The following is a 19,411-nucleotide window of genomic DNA, read 5'->3' as shown; positions in this document are numbered from 1 at the left end:
TACTTAGGGTAGAGGTGGATGATGGACTACGGGCACGAGCTGGTCTTCGGCACGTTCCTGACGCCGGATGTCGAGGACGCCGAGCGGGTGATCGCGCTGGCGCAGCTGACCGAGCAGGTCGGGCTCGACCTGGTGACCGTCCAGGATCACCCGTACCAGCCGCGGCTGCTGGACGCGTGGACGCTGCTGTCGGTCATCGCGGCCCACACGCAGTCCGTGTCGGTCTCCACCAACGTCGCCAACCTGCCGCTGCGGCACCCGGTCGTACTGGCCCGCAGTGTCGCCACGCTGGACCGGATCACCGGCGGGCGAGTGGAGCTTGGGTTGGGGGCCGGTGGGTTCCTGGAGGCGGTTGCTGCCAACGGTGGGCCTCGGCTGACGGCGGGGGAGAGCATTGAGGCGCTGGAGGAGGCCATTGCGATCATTCGCGAGGTCTGGGCTGGCGGTACTGGCGGTATCCGGCTGGCCGGTAAGCACTACACGGTCGCTGGGGCTAAGCGGGGGCCTGCGCCTTCACATGATGTGCAGATCTGGCTGGGGGCCTACAAGCCACGGATGCTGGGGGTCACTGGTCGGCTTGCTGATGGGTGGCTGCCTTCTAGCGCCTATGTGCCGCCGGAGGAGCTTCCTGCCCTCAACAAGCTCATCGACGAGGCTGCGGTGGCGGCCGGCCGTGACCCGTCAGCGGTGCGCCGGCTCTACAACATCTCCGGCCGCTTCGACGGCCGCGGCGGCTTCCTGCAGGGCGGGGAAGACGTCTGGATCGACCAACTCACCGAACTGACCCTGACCGAGGGCATGAGCACCTACATCCTCGCCTCAGACAACCCGGAAGACATCCGCCGCTTCGCCGAGGTCGCCCCCGCAGTACGAGAGTCCGTGGTTGCAGCTCGCGCCACCACAGCGGCCAACACCTCACCGGCCCCCTCCGCAGGCGCCCACCCGGCCGCCACTGGAGCCGCCACCACCGGCTCTGGCAGCACCGCCACCGGCACCACCGCTGGAGCTGGCGCGACCACCTCTACCGGCACCACCGGAGTCCCCGGCTCGAACTTCAGCGTGGTGCCGACGCCGGCGCCCTCCGCGAAGCGGAGCGGAGTACAGGTGCTGGATGAGTCGGAGCGGCCGACCGGACCTGCTCTGGACCCCACACGTGTCTACACGCCGGAGCAGTTGGCGTCGGGCGAGCACCTGATCCAGGTACACGACCACCTGCGAGCCGAGCTCGAGCAGATCCGCGACCTGGTGGAACAGGTAGCCGCCGGCTCGCTAGGCGTCGGCCAAGCGCGCAACCACATCAACACCATGACCATGCGCCAGAACAACTGGACCCTAGGCGTCTACTGCGAGACCTACTGCCGCCTGGTCACCACACACCACTCGATCGAGGACGCAGCACTCTTCCCCCGCCTGCGCCGAGCAGACCCGTCCCTGACCCCAGTGGTCAACCGCCTCCAGGAAGAGCACCTGATCATCCACGACGTCCTCGAAGGCGTCGACAAGGCGCTGGTAGCCCTAGTAGACGGCTCCGGCACCATCGACACCCTCCGAGCCGCCGTAGACCTCCTCGACGACACCCTGCTCTCCCACCTCTCGTACGAGGAGAAAGAGCTAGTCGAACCGCTGGCCCGACTAGGCGTGATGTAGCTACTTGGCCTCGCCCAGCAGCGAGGCGAGGATGTCGAGCAGGCGGAGCGTGGGGGCCTCCGCCAGCACGCGGGCGGCAGAGGTCGGCGGCTCGGCGATCAGGCGGACCTGGAGCAGCTTGAAGTCGCGGACGTTGGCCGGGTTGACCAGATCGCGGTGCACGGCGGCCAGGAAGTCAGGGCCGGCCGACGCCTCGCTGTAGGTCATCCGGATGAAGCTGTCGCTGGTCGGGAAGAGATACGGCCGCTTGAGGTGCAGCAGCTTGGCCTTCTTGGCGTGCCCGAAACCACGGTGGCCGCTGAACTTCTCGTCGAGCTCGGTCGCGGCCTCGAAGAGCGGAGTACCGGGCGCGGCGTCCTCGAGACGCGCGTCGACCGGTACGGCGGCGAACTCCTTGTCCGCGTCCACCTCGAGCAGCCAGACGATGTCCAGCGGGCGCAGGTCGGACCCGATCAGCATCGTCCGCGCCAGGTCCTCGAGCGTGACCCGGTCAGGGTCGGACCCACCGACGTTCGTCATCCCGGGAAGACCGTCGTAGTACTTGAGCACCGCGCCGTTCGTCTCGGCGTACAGCCGCAGCTGTGCGATTGCCTCGTCCACGACGATCTTCCGACTACCGATGTTCATGGCCACACCCTCACACTCTTCGTGGCAGACCCGCCAGCCGGATTGGGCATTCCGATTCGCGAATCCGAACTACACGGATGCGGTGAATCGTAGGGGAACGCCCACCCCCACCACCACACAGGGTGAGATCCCACTTATCCACACCCCGTAACCACCCACCCCACAACACCCCCGGAGCCCCATAAACTCTCAGTCACCAACCATCACCACCCGGAGGCGAACATGTCCCGCACCCGTCGCCTCCCGCTGCTGACGAAGTGTCCGCAGATCGCGAACGACGGCGGCTTCGGCCATGCCGGCACCGGCCAGACCTTCACCTTCCGGGCCCGAACGTTCTCACCGTCCCTGAGCATCTGCGTCATCAAGCTGACAGACGTCCGCAGATGGCAGGTGAGCATCTGGCCGTGCGCCAATCGATGACTCTTGGTGGCTCGGGCTGGGAGGTCTGTTGTGACGAATGGCGGTAGTGGGGCGGTACGGCTGCGGCTGGTCGGGTATTGGGATGGGCCGATGGCTGGGGGTGGGTGGCCGGACGTTCGGGGTTTTGTGGATGGGGAGTGGGATCGGGAGGAGCGGCGGGACGTTGTCGATTATTTGGGGCAGGGGTTTGTGTTCAGGGGGTTTGGGGGGATTTCTCGGTGTCGGTTCTGTGGGGTGGAGAACGGGGCGCTCGAGTTGACGGACGGGGTTTGGTACTGGCCTGACGGGCTGGCTCATTACCTGGTTGAGCATGAGGTTCGGTTGCCGCGGGTGTTTGTTGAGCATGTGCTGGCTGCGATGGGGCGGTTGGAGGATGCGGAGACGGATACCGCTTGGTGGAAGGGGCAGCGGGGGAGGTGAGGTGGTCGTTCTGGGCTAGAGGGTGGTTAGTAGTAGGTGTAGGGCTAGGGCTGTGATTAGGGTGCTGGAGAGTAGGGCGGTTAGTAGGCGGGCGGTGGGGGTGGTTAGGAGGCGGCCTAGGAGGGCGCCGCTGGTGGCTAGGGCTAGTTGCCAGGAGGTGGAGGCTGCGAAGGCGGCTAGGACGAAGGCTGATTGTTCAAGGTGGGTTGGGGTTGTGGCGTCTTGGCTGGCTAGGACCAAGGCGGTGAAGTAGATGATCGTGGTGGGGTTGAGCATCGTCATGGCGAGTAGGGCGAAGTACGCGCGGGGTGGGCTGGGTGGTGTGGTGGCGGAGGTCGCCGAGGATTGGCTGCGGCGGTGTTGGGTGATGGCTTTGGTGGCACCGCGCGTTGCTAGGGCTAGTAGGACCAGGACTGAGGCCCACTTCAGGGGGACCGTGATCGGGTCGATGAGTGGGGTCAGGGCTGAGCCGCCGAGGGTGGCGATGAGGGCGTAGAGGCCGTCGGCTGTTGCTACGCCGAGAGCGGCGGATGCGCCGAGCTTCAGGGACGTACGGGCGGTGAGGGCCACGAGGTACGTCGCGATGGCACCGACTGGCATGGCGATGCCATAGCCGGCCAGCAGCCCCGCGACCAGGGCGGCGGTCACGACCGCGGCCCTGCGAACCAGGCGGTCACGACTGCGAGGTGATTGGCCTCCGCGCTCGGCCGGTCTGCTGCTGGGCCCGCACCGAAAGGTCGGTGTAGGTCAAGAGCAGAAGGGCTTTCGTCGTGGTCATAGGCCGATGATGGCGGTCCGCGGATGCCGTGGGCAACTGGGTTTAGAGCTGGTGGGCGTGGGCTGTGGTGGGGGCCAGGAAGAGGAGGACTGGGCGGCCGGTGTTGGGGAGGAGGTCGGTGTAGGTGTGGAGTTGGGGGGCGTAGTGGGCGATGCGGGCGTCCAGGGCCTCGGCGGGAATGGCGTCGGTTTTGTAGTCGACGATGATCAGGGTGTCGTCGTCCTCGCGGTAGATGAGGTCGACGAAACCTTCCAGGACGGTGCCGTCTGGTTGGAGGGTGCCGACGTAGGACTCGCGCCAGTGTTCGCGGGCGGCTGCTCGTTGGACGACGTCCGAGGCGAGCGCCGAGCGGACTAGGGCGGTGACGACGTCGGCGTACTCGACTACGCCTTCGGCCAGGCATTGTGCGGAGACGGCGGCGTCCAGGCCGGCGCCGGTGGCTAGGTCGACGACTTGGAGTACGCCGTGTACCGCGCGGCCGATGGCCGTGCCGTAGCGGCCCTTGGACCAGGACGGGAGTTCGACGTCGCGGGCTGCCTTGGCGGCGCCGGGGTCTGCGCCCTGGAGTGCAACGTCCGGTCCGGTGCCTTCGAGGCCGGAGGCGCTTTGGGCGGAGCGTTTGCGGCTGGCTTGGCGGGCGTCCGCGATGCGCGCTTCCCACTCCTGGCGGTTGACCGGCGGGCGTACCTGCTCCGCGTGGTCGGCCGAGTTGGCAGGCGCTGTGACCGCGGGGCCGGTGAAGAGGGTCGGGGTGGCTGCGGTGGCGGCGTCGGCCGAGGCGAAGAGTTCGGCGTTGCTGGAGTGGCGGCGGCTGCCCGACCGGTGGAGTGAGATGACGAGGTGGTCGCGGGCGCGCGTCGCGGCGACGTACAGCAGGCGGCGGCGTTCGAAGTCGTCCATCTGCTCGTCGACCGGTTGGACCAGGTCGAAGTCTTCGGTCTGGACGGAGGACTTGAGCTTCACGGCGTACCCGCCGTCGGTGGGCCAGAGGACCTGTACGCCGCGTTGACGGTTCGGTGCCGCGGTCATGCCGGAGAGGATGACGATCGGGAACTCCAGGCCCTTCGCGGCGTGGATCGTCATCACCCGGACCGCGTCGGCGTCGGTCTCGGGCAGGATCGCCTCGGCGACTCGCGATGCCTCTTCGCCTTGGTGCGCGGCCCAGGCGAGGTACGAACGCAGGCCGCCGTGCTCGACCTCCGACCAGGCACGGGCCTGGTCGACGACGAAGCGGACCCGGCGCCAGGCGTCGCGGGCGCGTGGGCCGGTGGCGGCGACCTCGAGCATGCGGCGGTCGGAGACGATCTTGGCGAGTACTTCGCTCGGGGTCAGCCAGCGGGAGGCGTAGTACGTGCGGCGGAGCCACTCCATCGCCTCGCCGACTGGGTGGGTGAGGAGGGCGTCGGGGACCGGGGCGGTGAGGTTGAAGGAGCCGCCGGATCGCTTCCAGGTGAAGAGGTCGTCGTCGCCGCAGCCGAACAGGGGTGAGCGAAGGGCGGTGACCAGGGCGAGTTGGTCGCTGGGGTCGCCTAGGGCGCGAGCGCAGGCTAGGAGGTCGCGGACCTCGGAGGTTTGGTAGACGAGTGAGCTGGCCTCGGCGCGGTACGGGATGTCGGCGCGGTCGAGGGCTTCCTCGAGGAACGGCAGGGAGGTACGGGCTGGAACCAGTACTGCGATGTCGCCGGCGCCGGCTGGTCGCCAGGATTCGGTTTTTTCGTCGTAGACCTGCCAGGCGTTGTTGATGGCGTGGTCGATGACGGCGGCTACGTCGGCTGCCTCTAGTTCGCGGAGGACGGAGGCTTGGGCGCGGGGGAGGTCGTCGTGGGGCTCGGCTCCGAGGATTGTTACTGCTGGGCCGGTGCTGGATTGATTGGTACTGAGGTCGCTGGTGAGTGGGGTGAGGGTCTCGTTGGTCGCGTCAGACGGAGTGGGCACCGCGGAGAGGTGGCGGCGGAGTGGGGTGACGCTGGCGAGATGTGCCGTCTCCGCAGGCTCGTCCGCGCTCGCCTCGCCTGCGGCATCGGCGTTGACGGCGAAGCCGCTCGGGCCGGGCTCGTCGGAGATGTCACCGGAGTCGCTCGCGTTGGGCTCGTCGGTGAAGTCGAGGAAGGAGAGTTGGTCGCCGCTGACTGGAGAGGCGTGGTCGGGGACCGGGGCAGCCGAGCTGGGATTGGGGACCGGAGCCGGTGAGGTGTTGAGGTCGGGTGAAGCTGGCGTCGATGGCGGCTCGTCAGTGACGGTGGTGAGGGTGGGGGTGACGCTTGCGGGAGGGCGGTGGGGAGCCAAGGCGTGGTACGTGGGCTGGGCTGCTGGTTCGGGGGTGATGAGGGTGGTGAAGACCGTGTTGATCCAGTCGAGGACGCCGGGGACGGTGCGGAAGTTGGTGGTGAGGGTGACGGTGTCGCCGAGGAGGTCCTGGGCCGTGAGGTAGGTGGCGATGTTGGCTCGGCGGAAGCGGTAGATCGACTGTTTTGGGTCGCCTACTACGAAGAGGCTGCCGTCGGGGATTTCTACGTCGCGCCAGTCGGGGGCGTCTGCGTCCGCGCCGCCGGCGATGCGGACCGCTAGTTCGATCTGGATCGGGTCGGTGTCCTGGAATTCGTCGAGCAGTAGGTGGCGGTAGCGCTCCTGCAGGGCTGAACGCACGGCGGGCTCGCGGCGTAGCAGGTCGCGAGCCAGTACTAGGAGGTCGTGGAACTCCAGGCGGCCCTCGGCACGGCGCAGTTCGGCGGACTCCAGGACGCGGATCGCGAGCCAGTGGGAAAGGTGCCGTAGGCAAGCATCTAGGAGTAGTTCGACGAGGGATCCGGCGACGTCTACGACCTCGGAGCAGTCGGCGCGGAGTTTGGCGATGTCGGGCCAGTTCTCTTTGCGGCCGATCCGGCCGACCTTCAGGCTGCGCAGGGCTTGCAGGTGCGCGAGTTGGGTCTCCTGATCCGTCGCTGCTTCGAGCGTCAGGCCGAGGTTGTGGATCTGCCGGACCTTCGCCAGCATTCGGTCATCGGTGTCGAGGCAGCCCGGCATCGTCGAGCCGATCTTGCCGGCCGCGGCGATCAGCCCGCTCAGGTCGGGCATCGCGACGAGCTCGGGTGGGTCGACCAGAACGCGGTCGCTGATGAGGTCCCAGTCGTTGCCGAACAGCCGCGCCAGCGATCGCAGATGCTTCAGTTCGACGCCGACCGCCATCGCGAGCAGCAGTGGTTCGGCGATCGTGTCGTCGTCCAGCAACTGCTGCTGCAGCTCGGACCAACGCTCTTCGAAGGCGACCGATGAGCCGACCTCGTCCAGTACGTCGATCAGCGGCGGCAGCCCGGCCTCGATCGGATGCGCGAGCAGGATCTGCTGAGCGAACGAGTGCAGCGTTCCGATCGACGCCGAGTCCAGATCGTCCAGCGCTTCGTCAGCTGCGGCTCGGTCTGGACCCTTCCGTGCCTTCTCGAACTCCACTCGCAACCGATCGCGCAGCTCCGCGCCGGCCTTTTCGGTGAACGTCACGGCCGCGATCGTGCTCAGCGGTACGCCGTCGCGCAGCACGAGCGTGATGACGCGCTCGACCAGCGCATGTGTCTTGCCCGAACCCGCACCGGCCTCCACGAAGAGGGTGGAGGACGTGTCGGTGCGGATGCGTTCGCGGGCGTCGGCATCGAGGAGTTCAGACATCGGTCGGCACCTCCTCGGCTGGCGTAGGCGAAGCGGGCGGGGCAGTCGGATCGAGTGGTAGGGCAGTGGGGTCGATCAGTCGGACGAGGCGGTCGAGGGTCGGGTCGTGGCGTTTGCGTTCCCAGCGGGCCCGTACTTCGCTGTGCCCGACCCCATCAGGATTGCAATAGGGGCATTGCACCCACAGGAAGTCGGGAATCTCCGGCGCCTTGGCGGGGAAGTACCCGGCCGCGATCGACGACACGATGACGTCGAGCGTATCGACGTACCGGGCTGCGACCTCAGCGGTCAGCGGGACCGGGATGCGACGACCGCCGCGGCGGACGAACCAGTAGGACGCCTCGACCGGTGTCGACGGCTCACCCAGCCGGGCGCGAGCCGCATACGCATAGACCGGGAGTTGGAGTTTCGTGCCCGCGGCAACTGGATCTGACTCGATCGCTTCGTAGCGCGAGAAGCCACCCGTCTTCACGTCCGTGACGTAGATCGTGCCGTCCTTGCCCAGGTCAACTTTGTCGGCCGAACCGCGCAACAGCACCCGCCCAGACGGCACCGGGATCTCAACCGGCGGCTCGCCGTCATACCCGAACCGCAGCTCGCTCGCCACCACCGAAGCGTCGTGCTCAGCACGCCACCGCTCGTCATCGGTGAGCAGCACCAGCAGGTCACCCAGGATTCGCAACCGCTCGCGCTGCCACAACCGCGGATGCCCGGTCAGCCCCTCGGCCTCGAACCGGTCGGCCAGATCCGCCCCGATCGCCACCAGCAACGACCGCTGCTCCGCCGTCCACGGCTCTCCGAAGCCCGGCAACGAACCGCTCAACCGGTTGACGAAGGCATCGAGACTGTTGTGGATCAGGTTGCCCACCTGCAAAGGCGAGATCACCAGCAGATCTTCAGGCGCTTCCAACGGCTCGACATTGAGCAACCGCTCGACGAAGTACGCGTGCGGACAACTCGCATATGACTCCAGCGACGTCGGCGACGCGATCCGATCCTCAAGTGCGTAGTCGGGCAGCCCCGGTACACCGGACAGGTTCCCGTCAAAACGCGTGAAGTCGTCGCCACCACGAGAACGCAGCAACACGCGCGCCCGATCCACCACGTCATCGGTCAGCGTCAGCCCCGCCGTCAACGCGCGCACCCGCCAGTCCTGCTCGGTCGCCGGCAAGGTTGTCGTGGTCAACGATCCCGCGTACGACGCCGACGTCAGCAGCTGATCGCCGTACGTCGCCTGGTCCCACTCCGTCGCGGCCAACGCGTGGTCGCCGGTCAACGATCGCAAGGTGCCGAGCAGCCACCGTGTCGGCAACCGTCGGCTCGAGCGCCGCAGATCGCCACGAGGGAACGACGCGACGACCCGAGAGGCGCCAGAGGAGAACGCGACGAGCAGATGCCGTTGCTTCGCGTCCAGCCGATCGCGGAAGGACGCAAGCTCGGGCGCCGCCGCCTCGCGCACGCGGTGGGGGAGCAGCGCATCCTCATGCACCTTGCCGGGATACAGATCCTCGGACAGCCCGACCACGAACACGACATCCACCGACAGTCCGACGCTTGCCGACAAGGGCGCCACCAGTACGCCGGTGCCGAACGTCCCGACGCGTGGCAACGACTGCTGCAACTCAAGATCGAGCACATCCCGCAGCACCGACAGACTGGCAGGCGTGCCGAGCTCGTCGAGCGTTGAGAGCCCGCGTAGCGACCCCTCGACCGCAACCGCCGCGTACTGCTCCTCGACGGGTAGCGCCGACGCATCTCCGAGCAGCGCCTGGAAAAGCCCGAGCACGGAGTTGGCGAGCTCCGACCAGGTCCCCAACCCCGAGGCCCCGAAGAGCCGCCGACGCAGCTCGACAGCGAACTCATGCAGCTTCTGCCCATTGCCCGCGTTGTACTGCGCGCGCCGGATCACCCCCGCGATCGGGTCGTCCGACGCCTGCTCCTGCTCAGCCGTCCGACGCTCCGACTCCACATAGCGTCTGAGCCGCTCGTCCCAATCCTCACCACGCACCACGCCGGCGACCCGCGACAGCCGCTCCCATTGCGGCACGGGAATCCGCTCACCGGTGAAGTCACGCGTCGGCGCATTCGCCAGCGCGCGAAACAGATCGGCACGCGGCAGATCGTGATCCACCAGAGCCAGTACTTCGAGCAGCGTCCGAGCAATCGCCCTCTCATGAACTGGCCGGGTCCCAGGCCCGTTGACCTCGATCTTCGCGGCCGCAAGGTGCTCGTGCAGCAGTCGCGCGTACGGCGTCGCGGCGGAGTACAGAATGGCGATGCGATGAGCGGGCGTTTGTTTCAGGGACGCGACGACGTCCCGGACGACGCAGCGGACCTCGTCATCGGCGTCGGACGCGTTGAGCACCTCGGTCGCGACCGGGTAGTTCTTGGAGATCGACGTCGGCAGGTCGATCCCGATCCGCTCCAGCGACCGCCGGACAGCACGGTCGGCGCGGCGGACATCGGTCAGCCCGACGATCACCGTCAGGTCGGCGGCTGCGTCACCCAGCGCCGAGACGAAGCCGGCCTCGGCTTGCGTGAGTTCTTGTGGGAGGTACAGAACCAATGCGCCAAGCTCGGCCACCACACCAGGCTCGCAGCGGGCTGAAGCGGCATGCAGCAGCTCGGTCTCGTCGTACCAGTCGGGCAGCAGTTCGTCCGTCACATGGCGATGCAACCGGACGAGATCCGCTCCGAGAGTCGAAGCAGCTGACACCTTGTCGAGCGCCCCAGCGCTGAGGTCGCGCAGCTCGCGATGGGCTGCAGCAAGCGCTTGGATGGTTGAGGGGTGCTCGGCTACGGCCTCGAACACGCCAGGGGCCTTGGACAAGGCAGTCCGCCAGGTCGCGGCGACGATCGGCCGGGTGGCAGGTCGGCGAGGTGCGAGGGCGCCGCCGGAGAGTTGCTCGGCCAGACGTGGCAACGTCGCCAGGTACAAGGCGCCGATCGTCGTCCGGGCCAGAAAACGGCGCGCGGTGACGCCGGCCAGGTTGTTCGGCAGCAGCAAGGTGACGGGCTTCATCGGGTCGCCGGCCTTGAGCGCGCTGACGACCTCGCCGAGCTTGGCCAGCGCGGCAGCGCCGTACGCCGTCGTCTCGATCCGGGTCGCGCTCATCGAAGCCCCTTCCTGACTGTCGCAACAGACGCTAGACCAACCCGCAGACACTTTGCTGAACCCCAGGCCAAGACTGTGGAAAACAAGGGACGAAAGGAGGGGGTGGTGGGACGAAACGCCCGCAGCTCAGCAGGGATCAGCGTTGGCTCGGACAATGAAGGAATGACCAAGGAGAGCAGCATCGCCCGCGTACTGCTGGTGCTGGTCTTCGCGCCGTCCGGCGGACTGTTCGGCAAGGCTGTCGCCGACGCCGCCGCGGGACGGGAATGGTGGCCCTGGCTGGTCGCCGCGCTGGTCTGGTTGGTGCTGTCCGGACTGGTCTCGGTGGCTGTGACGAGCCGGTTCGACGACACGTACCACGACGAGCACAGATAATGCTCCGATGGCCGCCGCTGTGCACCACATCGAGATCTGGGTCCCGGACCTTTCGCGCGCGATGAGCGACTGGGGCTGGGTGCTCCGTCAGTTGGGCTGGAAGGACGGTGACGGCTGGCCCGGCGGGTTCATTTGGAAATCGAGTGTCGACAGTTCGTACATCGTGATCGAGCAGAGCCCCGCGCTGTCCGCCGACACCCACGATCGGCTCCGTCCGGGGATGAACCATCTGGCCCTGAACGCGGCCAGCCGGGCCGAGGTCGACGCCATCGTCATCGAGTCGGCCGCGCACGGCTGGACGCTGATGTTCGCCGACCGGCACCCGTACGCCGGCGGTCCGCAGCATTACGCCGCATTCCTGCATAACCAGGACGGCTACGAGCTCGAGATCGTCGCCCCGGGATAAGGGATCGGCTGGTGAGACTTCTGGTGCCTGGAGTGACGCACGGGACTTCTGGTGTGACATGGTTGGCGAAGGCATTCGGTTGGTCGCGGGGCGAAGGTGGAAGGACGGTGCTCGTGACGGAGCAGCCTGACGACGGAGGCACGCCCGCACCACCTGCGGAAAGTGCAGTAGCTCCGGAGTTGCTGGAGGCACGGATCCGCGGCCTCCAGTTCGCGCTCGGGCAGTTGCTCGACAACGCGCGGCAGCTCACTCGCGGCGAGCACCAACGCGCCGTACTTCTGCATCGCCAGCTCCAGGCCGAGACCGTGGCCGCGCGGCGCGAATCGCGAGGTCTGGTCGAGGCCGCCACGAGCGAGGCACTGGCCGCTGCTGAGCCGGCCGCGCGCCTACTGGCCGACCGGCTGGCACCCGGACTGGCATCCATTCCCCCCAACGACGCCCGCTGGCGGAACCGCCAATACATCGGCGCCGGCACCCCGTCGTACGTTCGCGTCGGAGAACTGGAAGCCGGTACTCCGGTAGTCGCGCCCCTCTTGCGCACCAACGGCTGGCGGGTGACTGCCGATCGCAACGAGGCGGCCCGGAGGCTGCTGCAGAGTGTCGCGCTGCGGCTGATCGCGTCGGCCGAGCCGTTCCGGTTGCGGATCGACGCGTTCGACCCGCGGCTGACCGGGATGATGGGGCTGCTCGGGCACCTGACCACGAAGTACCCGCAACTGGTGCCGAGGGCAACGCATACCGCGGACCAATTGCACACGGTGCTGTCCGGGCTGGTCGACGTCTCGTCGTTGCGTGCCAGCAGGCAAGCACAGTTGGGACACAAGCACTTCGAGGACCTGGTCCGCGAGACCGGGCGGGTCACCGATCCGTACCGGCTGATCGTGCTGTTCGACTACCCGGCCGGGATCGACCAGTTGGCCCAGCGCGATCTGGTGCGGCTCGCGGCAACCGGTGCGGATCGGGGGATCTGCTTCCTGGTCCACCACGACCCGGCCAGTACCGGCGAGCACGAGGTCGACGCCCGTCAGCTGCTCGACCTGCTCGATCCCGTTGCCATCGCCAACGAGAAGGTCGAGCTCTCGCAGCTGCCCAACGTACCGGCGAAGCTCGATCCGGCCTTCGACGCGAACGTTGCCGCGAGCATCTGTGATGTCGTCGCCGAGATGGCGGAGATCGCGGTACTGCCCACGATCGACTTCAACCGGACACTTCCGGACAGATCCACCTGGTGGCAACCGGTCACCGACGAGCTGAGCACGGTCATCGGGTACGACGATCGCACGCCGGCGCTGGTGCGATTGCGCAGCGGCAACCCGGCCCTTCCGCATGTCCTCGTGGGCGGTGCCGTCGGGCAGGGCAAGTCCAACCTGTTGCTCGTACTGATCCATGGTCTCGCCGCGCGCTACGACCCGGCGGACCTGGAGATGTATCTGCTCGACTTCAAGCACGGGGTGGAGTTCTCGGCGCTCGGGCCGGCCGGCGAGCGGGAGCATTGGCTGCCGCATGTGCGGGTGCTTGGGGTGCACAGCGATCGGGCGTTCGGGCTCGCGGTACTGCGGCATCTGTCCGACGAGTTGGCGCGGCGGAGCGAGATCTTCAAGTCGCATGGCAATGTGGCCGACATCGCCGAGCTGCCCCCGGGGGAGGGGCGGCCGCCGCGCATCCTCGCAGTACTGGACGAGTTCCAGGTGCTGTTGGAGGACGATGACGAGCTGGCTGACGAGGCTGCGCGACTGCTCGAGCGGCTGGTGCGGCTTGGGCGGGCGTACGGGGTGCATGTGGTGCTCGCGACGCAGACGATCGAGGGCGTGAAGCGGTTGTCGACGCGGCGCGACTCGATCTTCGGGCAGGTGCCGTACCGGATCGCGTTGAAGACGACACCTGCGGACGCGCAGGCGATTCTGCGGACGGGCAACACGGCCGCGGCGGAGTTGCAGTTCCGCGGCGAGGCGGTGCTGAACGCGAACTTCGGATCGCCGGACGACAACCAGCACGTGCTTGTCAGCTTTGCGGACAAGGCAGTGCTCGACGATCTGCGCCGTGAATTGTGGGTCAGATCTGGTACTACACACCCGCCGCGCATCTTCCATCTGGCCGAGCCGGCGCGACTGACCGATACGGCCGCGGCTGTCCAGCCTGAGCTCGGCCGGCCGTGGACCGGGTTGCCGATCGCGGTGACCGAGGAGCCGGTGGCGGTGGAGGTACGGCCGGAGCCTGGCGCTGGGGTGCTGGTGCTGGGGGATGGGCCTGCGGATGCTTTGGGGGTGTTGACCGGGCTGGCGGTGTCGGCGGCTGCGGCGGCTGCGGTACCGCCCCGCTTCATCTTCCTGGATGGCACGGACTCGGCGCCGGTTGTTGCTGAGGGCAAGGATGCGCTCGTCGAGACGTTGCGGCAGCTCGGCTGCGAGGTCGAGACGGTCGACAAGCACGCCGATGTGGTGCCGCGGCTGTTCTCGTTGCGGGACACGGTGCGGGACGGGCACGTGGGCGGTACTACGTACTTGCTGGGGTTCGGGTTTCACGGCGTACCGAAGATGCAGACGCATGCGGAGGGGTTCTTCGAGAGCCCGGCCAATGCGCTGCAGGACATCGTGCGGGACGGGCCGGCGCAGGGGCTGGTGACGTTCGGGTGGTGGAACCGGCTGCATGTCTGCACTGAGCAACTTGGGTACGGGCGGGCCAATGTGGCGACTCATGTGTTCCTGCGGCATCCGCAGGACGGAGTACGGGCAGTTGCTGGGCCGCTGGTGCGGTGGGCGTCCGAGCCACACCGTGCGCTGCTGTGGGACGGGCTGCACCCGGAGGCGCAGGTAGTGGTGCCGTTTGCGCCGCTGCGGGCCGATGAGGTCGACCGGTACCTGGAGCTGGTGCGGCGATGAAGACTGAGCAGCAGCAGTGGACCGACTACGCCCGGGCGCTCCGGCAGGTCGCGGGGGCACGGGCGGACGCGCAGCAGGCGCAGGACCGGCTCACTGCCAACAGGTCGAAGGCAGAGGCCAGTGCAATGGCCGAGGCGGACGCCATGGCCGAGCGGGGACGCAAGCTGGAGCTTCGGCTCAACACGCTCGCGGAGAAGGCGGCCGAGAGCCTGCAGCGGGCAGGGCTGCCGCCGGACGGCAAGCGCGCCTCCATCCCGTTGCCGGAGATGCGCGGTATGACTGACATGGAAGCGGCCGCCGCGAAGCTCACCAAACAGCTCGCGGAGACCGTCGACAAGCTGGAAGAGGTACGCAAGGCGGCCCGGGCGGATCAGGAGCGGCGCAAGCGCCGTACGATCAGCGCCGTTGAGGTACTGGTCGGCTTCGTACTGGTCTGGGTAGCGAGGGGATCCCTCCTGGTCGGCCTGGAGGCCGCTGCGATCGCGGTGGTCACCCTGCTGGCCGCGTCGCGACTACTGGGTCTACCGCGACTGCCAGGCGCCCGCTGGTGGGGCTGGAGCGGGGCAGCCCTGGTAGTAGTCCTGATGGCAGCAGGACTGCCGTGGTGGCTGGCGGTGCTGGTACCGGCCGCAGTGGCCGGTACGGCGATCGTTCTGCCGAAGAAGCGCAACTCCTAGGAAGAGGCAGTAAGTGTCCGACGTACAACGGCTCAAGGAACAGCTGCACCAGGTCTCCGCCGAGGCCAAGCAAGCAGCTGGCGGCCTGGCCGGGTTCAAGCTCCGCTTCATCCAGCACAGCGCCCAGGTGGAGAGTCTGATCGCCGGTACCGCGACCGGGGTCGACCGCGACATCTCCGAGATCCTCGACGCGGCGGGCAAGGCGGTCGAACAGGCAGCCGAGGCACTGGAGATCGCCTCGGCCGGCTGCAAGAGCTACGCCGACCAGATCTAACACGCATGCCCTCCGACCTGCAGCGGGTGGCGCGCGGACTGGTCGAGTGTCTGAACGAAGTACCTGCTGTGGTGGCTCACCTGCAGCGCACGGCCGAGCGGTGTCGCGAGAACGCGGCACTGGCGATTGCGGCGTCGCAGGGGCAGGCCACTGTCGCCGCACAGCAGCTGGACGCGGCAGCACGCGCATGCGAGCAAGCCGCGCACTACCTGTCGATGGCGCCGCCCAAGACGAAGTCCTGGGCCGAGCGCCTGGTCGGCGCGCCCCGTACCAGCGACCGCCCCGACGCTCAGTCGGCCGACCGCAACCGGGTGACCGGCGGCTCGTCCGACCTAGCCACCCGAGACCTCTTCGGCCGGGTGACTCGGTTCTCGCTACCTTTCAAACCCTTGGAAGATGCCGAGGGCAAAGAACCCCCACTGATCACAGTCGCCCGCAAGGCCTTCGAAAAGCTCCGCAAGCAACAGGAGAAGGACGCCGAGGAGTACGAGCAGCCGGAGGAGCTCGAGTTCGAAATCCTGGTCGCCGAAACCGGCGAGCTGGAGGTCTTCGAGGAGTTCGAACCCCCCGAAGACCGCGACTACGAAATCCAGGTAGAACTCGAAGCCGCCGCCCGAGACCTCCTCAAGTCCATGGAAGAACACGCCAAACAATCCTGGACCGCCGCCACCATCCTCATCACCCCCGACAAGGTCACAGCCACCTTCACCTACCCAGAAGAGAAACCCCCACCCCCACCACCCCCGGTGATAATCGACGTAGAACTGCCGGACTTCGCGGCTGCCGGCGATCGGCCTTCGCTGCAGATCGACGCGCCGGAGATCGACGTCGCGCTCGACCAAGTTCCGGACTTCGACCCGGCGTTCCACCCGCGCGCACTTGGCGACGATTTCGCTCCTGGCGCCCACGACCCGTTGGACAGCTTCAGCCCAGAGGAACGGCAGATCGCCGAGCGGATGGTGGCCGAAGGATGGCGAGTGGACGCGCGGCCGGCCGACCACGGGTCGGTTGGGAAGAAGAATCCAGATGCGATGGTTCGCAAGTCCGGTACGGACGAGGGGCTGGCGGTGGAGTTCAAGACCCCGGAGAGCTCGGCAGCGAACGCCCTCAAGAGTGCGATGCTGCGTGCCCGCAAGCAGGCGGACATCGTCGTGATCGACGGCCGGCCGACGAACGTGTCCGTGGATGCCGCGGACCGTGCGTATCGTCGCTGCCGCGGCCAACCGGGAGTCACTTTGCCGAAGCTCATCCACGTGATCCTCGGCGACGGACGATTGATCAGCTACTCAAGGAGTGTGGATGTCGGACAGTGACGAGATCTTTCTGGCGGTCGAAGACGGAGTCGACGCCGTCGCGGCGCGGGTGGCCGAGATCCTGGGGGTCCGGGGAGAAGGGCGGCGCAACGACGAGACCGGAGACTGGGGCTACGTAGGGAAGGGGCGGACCGTCGACGCGCCGTACGGGCTGTTCGTCGGACCGAACTACTTGGGGCCAGAGGCCGGGGTATTGCAGGCGATGGATGCTTACCCGGTGACCGTCGATGTCCAGCTGCGGACGCACAAGGCGCTCCAGGCGGAGGAGGCACGGCTTGCTTTTGAGGCGATCGTCGCTGCGATGCCCGACGTCCCGGCGCTGCTGCTTCACAACGTTGAGTGGCTCGTCGCCGCGTACCTCCCTGGTCAGCCGACCAAGTACTTCGAACCAAGGCTGACGCCCGACGCAGAAGATGTGGACATCTGGGGGCCATGGGTTCTGCGACAAGCGGAGTCGCCGGACCCGAAGAACCCATGACCGGGTACCCCATAGCTCCACTCGAGGAGGGCTGATGTCGGACGAGTTCAGCGTGTTTCTTGCTACTGACCTGGGCGTGGGGGAGGTGGCTGGGCGGCTTCGCCAGTTGCTTGAGGGGAGGCCGGTTGCTGAGGCGGCTGGGGATGGGGAGGTTGGGCTTCGAGTTCGGGCAGCGGATGGTGAGGGGTGGCTGGAGGTACATGTACATCGGAACTGGCATGTGCTGACGGATCAAGAGCCTGGGGAGGCCCAGGCTGTTGATCCGTACTCGGTCCAGGTTGATGTCTCGGGTGGTGAGGGCGAGGCTCGGGGGGTTTTCGAGCGGCTGGTTGAGACCGGGGTGGGGATGCCGATGCTGTTGGTCCATGACGTGACTGATCTGGTGGCGGCTTATCTGCCGGACGCCGGGACGCATTACTTCCCGGCGGGGGTCAGCATGGATGAGCCGGATCTTGAGCAGTGGCGGGACTGGGTGTCCGAGGTGCGGATGGGGTGACGGCCGGCCGGGGTTAGTTCGGCCGCGGGGCGGTGTGGGTCAGGCGGGCGGTTACCGCGGTTTCGTGTTCGATGTCGCCGGGCTGCTCGTTGCCGGTTTGGTTTGCTTTGGCCAGGGCGGCGCCCTCTTTGTTGGTGACCAGGCGGGAGCCGATGCTCTCGCCGGTGGTCGGGGAGATGATGAGGTCCTGGCGCTGGCCGACGCCGGTGTAGCCGATGGCTCGGCCGGGGCGGCCGTCCAGGGTGGTCACGTCGCCCAGGAGCTGGATCCCAGGGATCTTGCGGGCGGCCTGGTACAGGGCGGCGCGCAGGTTGGCGGGGGCGAACCCGGACTCCAGGACCCTGGTGATCCGGCCGAAGGCGATCTCGTCCTTGGACATCGCCTTCTCGCGTGCGCGCTCGAGAGCGTTCGGTTTGTGATCGAAGAGCGGGTCGTTGCGCAGTACCGCGAGCAGCGCGTCCGGGTCGCGGGGCTGGCGGGCCAGGAAGGCGGCGGTCGGGTAGGACCAACCTGGCTTGCACGTGGGGTTGAAGACCGGGGCGGAGGTATCTCCGATGAGACCGACACCGTTGCAGGCGACCCGGTACGTGCTCGGCTTCGGGTGGGTGAGCAGGAACGGCGCGTACCTCGGCGCGGCCGCCTTGGCCTCGGGGGTCGCGAAACGCACGCTCAGCAAGGGATAGAAGGTCGATACGTACTTGCGGGTGGGATCGCCTGTCGTCCAGTCGACATACTTGGCCCGAGTCGTCACCCGGTACTTGTGTCCCGGACCGAACTCGTAGATCCGGTCCACCAGCGTCGTGACCTCGCGGTACTGGCCGGCAGGGACTGTGGTGTCGGGACCGGCCGCGGCAAGGGCAGCCGCGTCGGCGAGGACAGTGCTGGCGTCGGCGACCGTACCGGGGAGTGGGCTGCTCTCGTTGCCGGCCACGTCGGCGATGAGGAAGCCGCCGGCCAGGGTGAGGGCCAGGCCGCCGGCGACCAGTACACGGCCGCGGGTGACGCGGTGGCGTACAGGTGGTGAGGTGAACAGGCGCTGGCGGGCGCGGGCCAGGGCTAGCGGGTCGGGGGCTGGTACGTCGTCGCGTACGCGCTTGAGCAGGTCGATCTCGGTCATGACGGGTTCTCCTCGAAGTCGGGTCCGAGCGCGGAGCGGAGGGCTCGACGGGCTCGGTGAAGGCGGGAACGGACGGTGCCGATCGGCAGGTCGAGTGCGAGCGCGATCTCGGCGTAGCTGAGGTCTTCCCAGGCGTAGAGCAGCAGGACGTCGCGCTCGACCTTCCGCAGACCAGCCAGTACGCCGGTGAGCGCACGCGACGCCGTTGCCGCGTCGACTCGGGCCGCTACCTCGGTACTGAGCGGGTCACCGTGCTGGTCGGAGCCCGCTGGCTCGGAACGGGCATAGGCGCGGTACTGGCGGACCTCGTCGCGACGTCTGCGGTGGATGAGGTTGGTGGCGATGCCGTACAGCCAGGGCAGCGCGCCCGCCGCTGAGTCCACGTACTGGTGTCTTCGCTCGAAGGCGATCAGGAACGTCTGGCCGAGCAGGTCGTCGGCCTCAGTCGTCCCGAGCCGGCGGGCGACATACCGGTGGATGGTGACCGAGTACCGGTCGAACAGCCGGGCGAACTCCTCTGCTGCCTCGCCGGCCTGGATGAGGTCACCGTCGGATGGCAGGGGAGGAGTAAGCGGGACGGGGTCAGGCGGGACGGGCTCGGCCAGGTAGGGGCCGGCGGGGACCGCTAGTCGGAGTCGGTGCATACCTGCTTCTGCCCGCACGGCCGAATCCGGTTCCCGCCCCATCGCGCCAGACTGCCACGCAGCAGGGTTGCAGCAAGGCGCAAAG

16 protein-coding genes are annotated in these 19,411 nt (G+C 67.6%); 10 read left to right on the top strand and 6 right to left on the bottom strand.

Annotation, left to right across the window (positions count from 1 at the left end):
- Positions 1-18: 18 nt before the first annotated feature.
- Positions 19-1,647 (top strand): LLM class flavin-dependent oxidoreductase, encoded by a 1,629-nt coding sequence (locus tag OHA70_RS36745; protein ID WP_328325926.1) that lies wholly within the window; start codon positions 19-21, stop codon positions 1,645-1,647.
- Here the strand turns inward: OHA70_RS36745 and OHA70_RS36740 are convergent, their stop codons facing one another.
- Positions 1,648-2,274 (bottom strand): DUF6308 family protein, encoded by a 627-nt coding sequence (locus tag OHA70_RS36740; RefSeq protein WP_328325924.1) that lies wholly within the window; start codon positions 2,272-2,274, stop codon positions 1,648-1,650.
- Positions 2,275-2,496: 222 nt separating this feature from the next.
- Between OHA70_RS36740 and OHA70_RS36735 the strand changes: the two genes are divergently transcribed.
- Entirely contained in the window at positions 2,497-2,694 is a 198-nt protein-coding gene (locus tag OHA70_RS36735; RefSeq protein ID WP_328325922.1) for a hypothetical protein, read from the top strand.
- 435 nt (positions 2,695-3,129) lie between these two features.
- Here OHA70_RS36735 and OHA70_RS36730 read toward each other — a convergent pair whose 3' ends face one another.
- From OHA70_RS36730 to OHA70_RS36720, 3 genes are all read right to left on the bottom strand, one after another.
- Positions 3,130-3,762 carry a LysE/ArgO family amino acid transporter gene (locus OHA70_RS36730; protein ID WP_328325920.1) on the bottom strand — a complete coding sequence of 211 codons (633 nt, stop codon included), beginning with the start codon at positions 3,760-3,762 and terminating at the stop codon, positions 3,130-3,132.
- A gap of 172 nt (positions 3,763-3,934) precedes the next feature.
- On the bottom strand, positions 3,935-7,552 hold the full coding sequence (locus tag OHA70_RS36725; protein WP_328325918.1) for a UvrD-helicase domain-containing protein: 3,618 nt from the start codon (positions 7,550-7,552) through the stop codon (positions 3,935-3,937).
- On the bottom strand, positions 7,545-10,667 hold the full coding sequence (locus tag OHA70_RS36720) for a PD-(D/E)XK nuclease family protein (protein WP_328325916.1): 3,123 nt from the start codon (positions 10,665-10,667) through the stop codon (positions 7,545-7,547). The genes OHA70_RS36725 and OHA70_RS36720 overlap by 8 nt, the downstream gene beginning before the upstream one ends.
- A gap of 162 nt (positions 10,668-10,829) precedes the next feature.
- Between OHA70_RS36720 and OHA70_RS36715 the strand changes: the two genes are divergently transcribed.
- The 8 genes from OHA70_RS36715 to OHA70_RS36680 all read left to right on the top strand — a co-directional run bounded on the left by OHA70_RS36715 (position 10,830) and on the right by OHA70_RS36680 (position 17,565).
- Positions 10,830-11,042 (top strand): hypothetical protein, encoded by a 213-nt coding sequence (locus tag OHA70_RS36715; protein ID WP_328325914.1) that lies wholly within the window; start codon positions 10,830-10,832, stop codon positions 11,040-11,042.
- 7 nt (positions 11,043-11,049) lie between these two features.
- Positions 11,050-11,448, top strand: a complete 399-nt coding sequence (locus OHA70_RS36710; RefSeq protein WP_328325912.1) for a VOC family protein — start codon at positions 11,050-11,052, stop codon at positions 11,446-11,448.
- Between the two features lie 113 nt (positions 11,449-11,561).
- Positions 11,562-14,327 (top strand): FtsK/SpoIIIE domain-containing protein, encoded by a 2,766-nt coding sequence (locus tag OHA70_RS36705; protein ID WP_328325910.1) that lies wholly within the window; start codon positions 11,562-11,564, stop codon positions 14,325-14,327.
- The gene (locus OHA70_RS36700; protein ID WP_328325908.1) at positions 14,324-15,004 is read left to right on the top strand and encodes a hypothetical protein; all 681 of its coding nucleotides are present in this window, start codon (positions 14,324-14,326) and stop codon (positions 15,002-15,004) included. The genes OHA70_RS36705 and OHA70_RS36700 overlap by 4 nt, the downstream gene beginning before the upstream one ends.
- Before the next feature lie 13 nt (positions 15,005-15,017).
- The gene (locus OHA70_RS36695) at positions 15,018-15,278 is read left to right on the top strand and encodes a hypothetical protein (RefSeq protein ID WP_164592782.1); all 261 of its coding nucleotides are present in this window, start codon (positions 15,018-15,020) and stop codon (positions 15,276-15,278) included.
- A gap of 5 nt (positions 15,279-15,283) precedes the next feature.
- Positions 15,284-16,591 (top strand): hypothetical protein, encoded by a 1,308-nt coding sequence (locus tag OHA70_RS36690; RefSeq protein ID WP_328325904.1) that lies wholly within the window; start codon positions 15,284-15,286, stop codon positions 16,589-16,591.
- The gene (locus tag OHA70_RS36685; protein ID WP_328325902.1) at positions 16,578-17,069 is read left to right on the top strand and encodes a hypothetical protein; all 492 of its coding nucleotides are present in this window, start codon (positions 16,578-16,580) and stop codon (positions 17,067-17,069) included. The genes OHA70_RS36690 and OHA70_RS36685 overlap by 14 nt, the downstream gene beginning before the upstream one ends.
- A gap of 34 nt (positions 17,070-17,103) precedes the next feature.
- On the top strand, positions 17,104-17,565 hold the full coding sequence (locus tag OHA70_RS36680) for a hypothetical protein (protein WP_328325900.1): 462 nt from the start codon (positions 17,104-17,106) through the stop codon (positions 17,563-17,565).
- Positions 17,566-17,578: 13 nt separating this feature from the next.
- Here the strand turns inward: OHA70_RS36680 and OHA70_RS36675 are convergent, their stop codons facing one another.
- Both OHA70_RS36675 and OHA70_RS36670 read right to left on the bottom strand, forming a co-directional pair.
- Positions 17,579-18,682 carry a CU044_5270 family protein gene (locus OHA70_RS36675; RefSeq protein ID WP_328325898.1) on the bottom strand — a complete coding sequence of 368 codons (1,104 nt, stop codon included), beginning with the start codon at positions 18,680-18,682 and terminating at the stop codon, positions 17,579-17,581.
- Positions 18,679-19,326: an RNA polymerase sigma factor gene (locus OHA70_RS36670; protein WP_328325896.1), complete on the bottom strand. Its 648-nt coding sequence runs from the start codon at positions 19,324-19,326 to the stop codon at positions 18,679-18,681. The genes OHA70_RS36675 and OHA70_RS36670 overlap by 4 nt, the downstream gene beginning before the upstream one ends.
- Positions 19,327-19,411 lie beyond the last annotated feature (85 nt).

Source organism: Kribbella sp. NBC_00382 (assembly GCF_036067295.1).
In the GTDB taxonomy this organism is placed as follows: domain Bacteria; phylum Actinomycetota; class Actinomycetes; order Propionibacteriales; family Kribbellaceae; genus Kribbella.
This window is presented reverse-complemented; position numbering and strand designations above follow the sequence as displayed.

What these genes read in the sequence shown, in the direction of transcription:
- OHA70_RS36700 (WP_328325908.1), top strand. Translation starts at nt 14,324, where the DNA reads ATGAAGACTGAGCAGCAGCAGTGGACCGACTACGCCCGGGCGCTCCGG.
- OHA70_RS36745 (WP_328325926.1), top strand. Translation starts at nt 19, where the DNA reads ATGATGGACTACGGGCACGAGCTGGTCTTCGGCACGTTCCTGACGCCG.
- OHA70_RS36715 (WP_328325914.1), top strand. Translation starts at nt 10,830, where the DNA reads ATGACCAAGGAGAGCAGCATCGCCCGCGTACTGCTGGTGCTGGTCTTC.
- OHA70_RS36725 (WP_328325918.1), bottom strand. Translation starts at nt 7,552, where the DNA reads ATGTCTGAACTCCTCGATGCCGACGCCCGCGAACGCATCCGCACCGAC.
- OHA70_RS36710 (WP_328325912.1), top strand. Translation starts at nt 11,050, where the DNA reads ATGGCCGCCGCTGTGCACCACATCGAGATCTGGGTCCCGGACCTTTCG.
- OHA70_RS36735 (WP_328325922.1), top strand. Translation starts at nt 2,497, where the DNA reads ATGTCCCGCACCCGTCGCCTCCCGCTGCTGACGAAGTGTCCGCAGATC.
- OHA70_RS36675 (WP_328325898.1), bottom strand. Translation starts at nt 18,682, where the DNA reads ATGACCGAGATCGACCTGCTCAAGCGCGTACGCGACGACGTACCAGCC.
- OHA70_RS36670 (WP_328325896.1), bottom strand. Translation starts at nt 19,326, where the DNA reads ATGCACCGACTCCGACTAGCGGTCCCCGCCGGCCCCTACCTGGCCGAG.
- OHA70_RS36685 (WP_328325902.1), top strand. Translation starts at nt 16,578, where the DNA reads ATGTCGGACAGTGACGAGATCTTTCTGGCGGTCGAAGACGGAGTCGAC.
- OHA70_RS36690 (WP_328325904.1), top strand. Translation starts at nt 15,284, where the DNA reads ATGCCCTCCGACCTGCAGCGGGTGGCGCGCGGACTGGTCGAGTGTCTG.
- OHA70_RS36720 (WP_328325916.1), bottom strand. Translation starts at nt 10,667, where the DNA reads ATGAGCGCGACCCGGATCGAGACGACGGCGTACGGCGCTGCCGCGCTG.
- OHA70_RS36740 (WP_328325924.1), bottom strand. Translation starts at nt 2,274, where the DNA reads ATGAACATCGGTAGTCGGAAGATCGTCGTGGACGAGGCAATCGCACAG.
- OHA70_RS36680 (WP_328325900.1), top strand. Translation starts at nt 17,104, where the DNA reads ATGTCGGACGAGTTCAGCGTGTTTCTTGCTACTGACCTGGGCGTGGGG.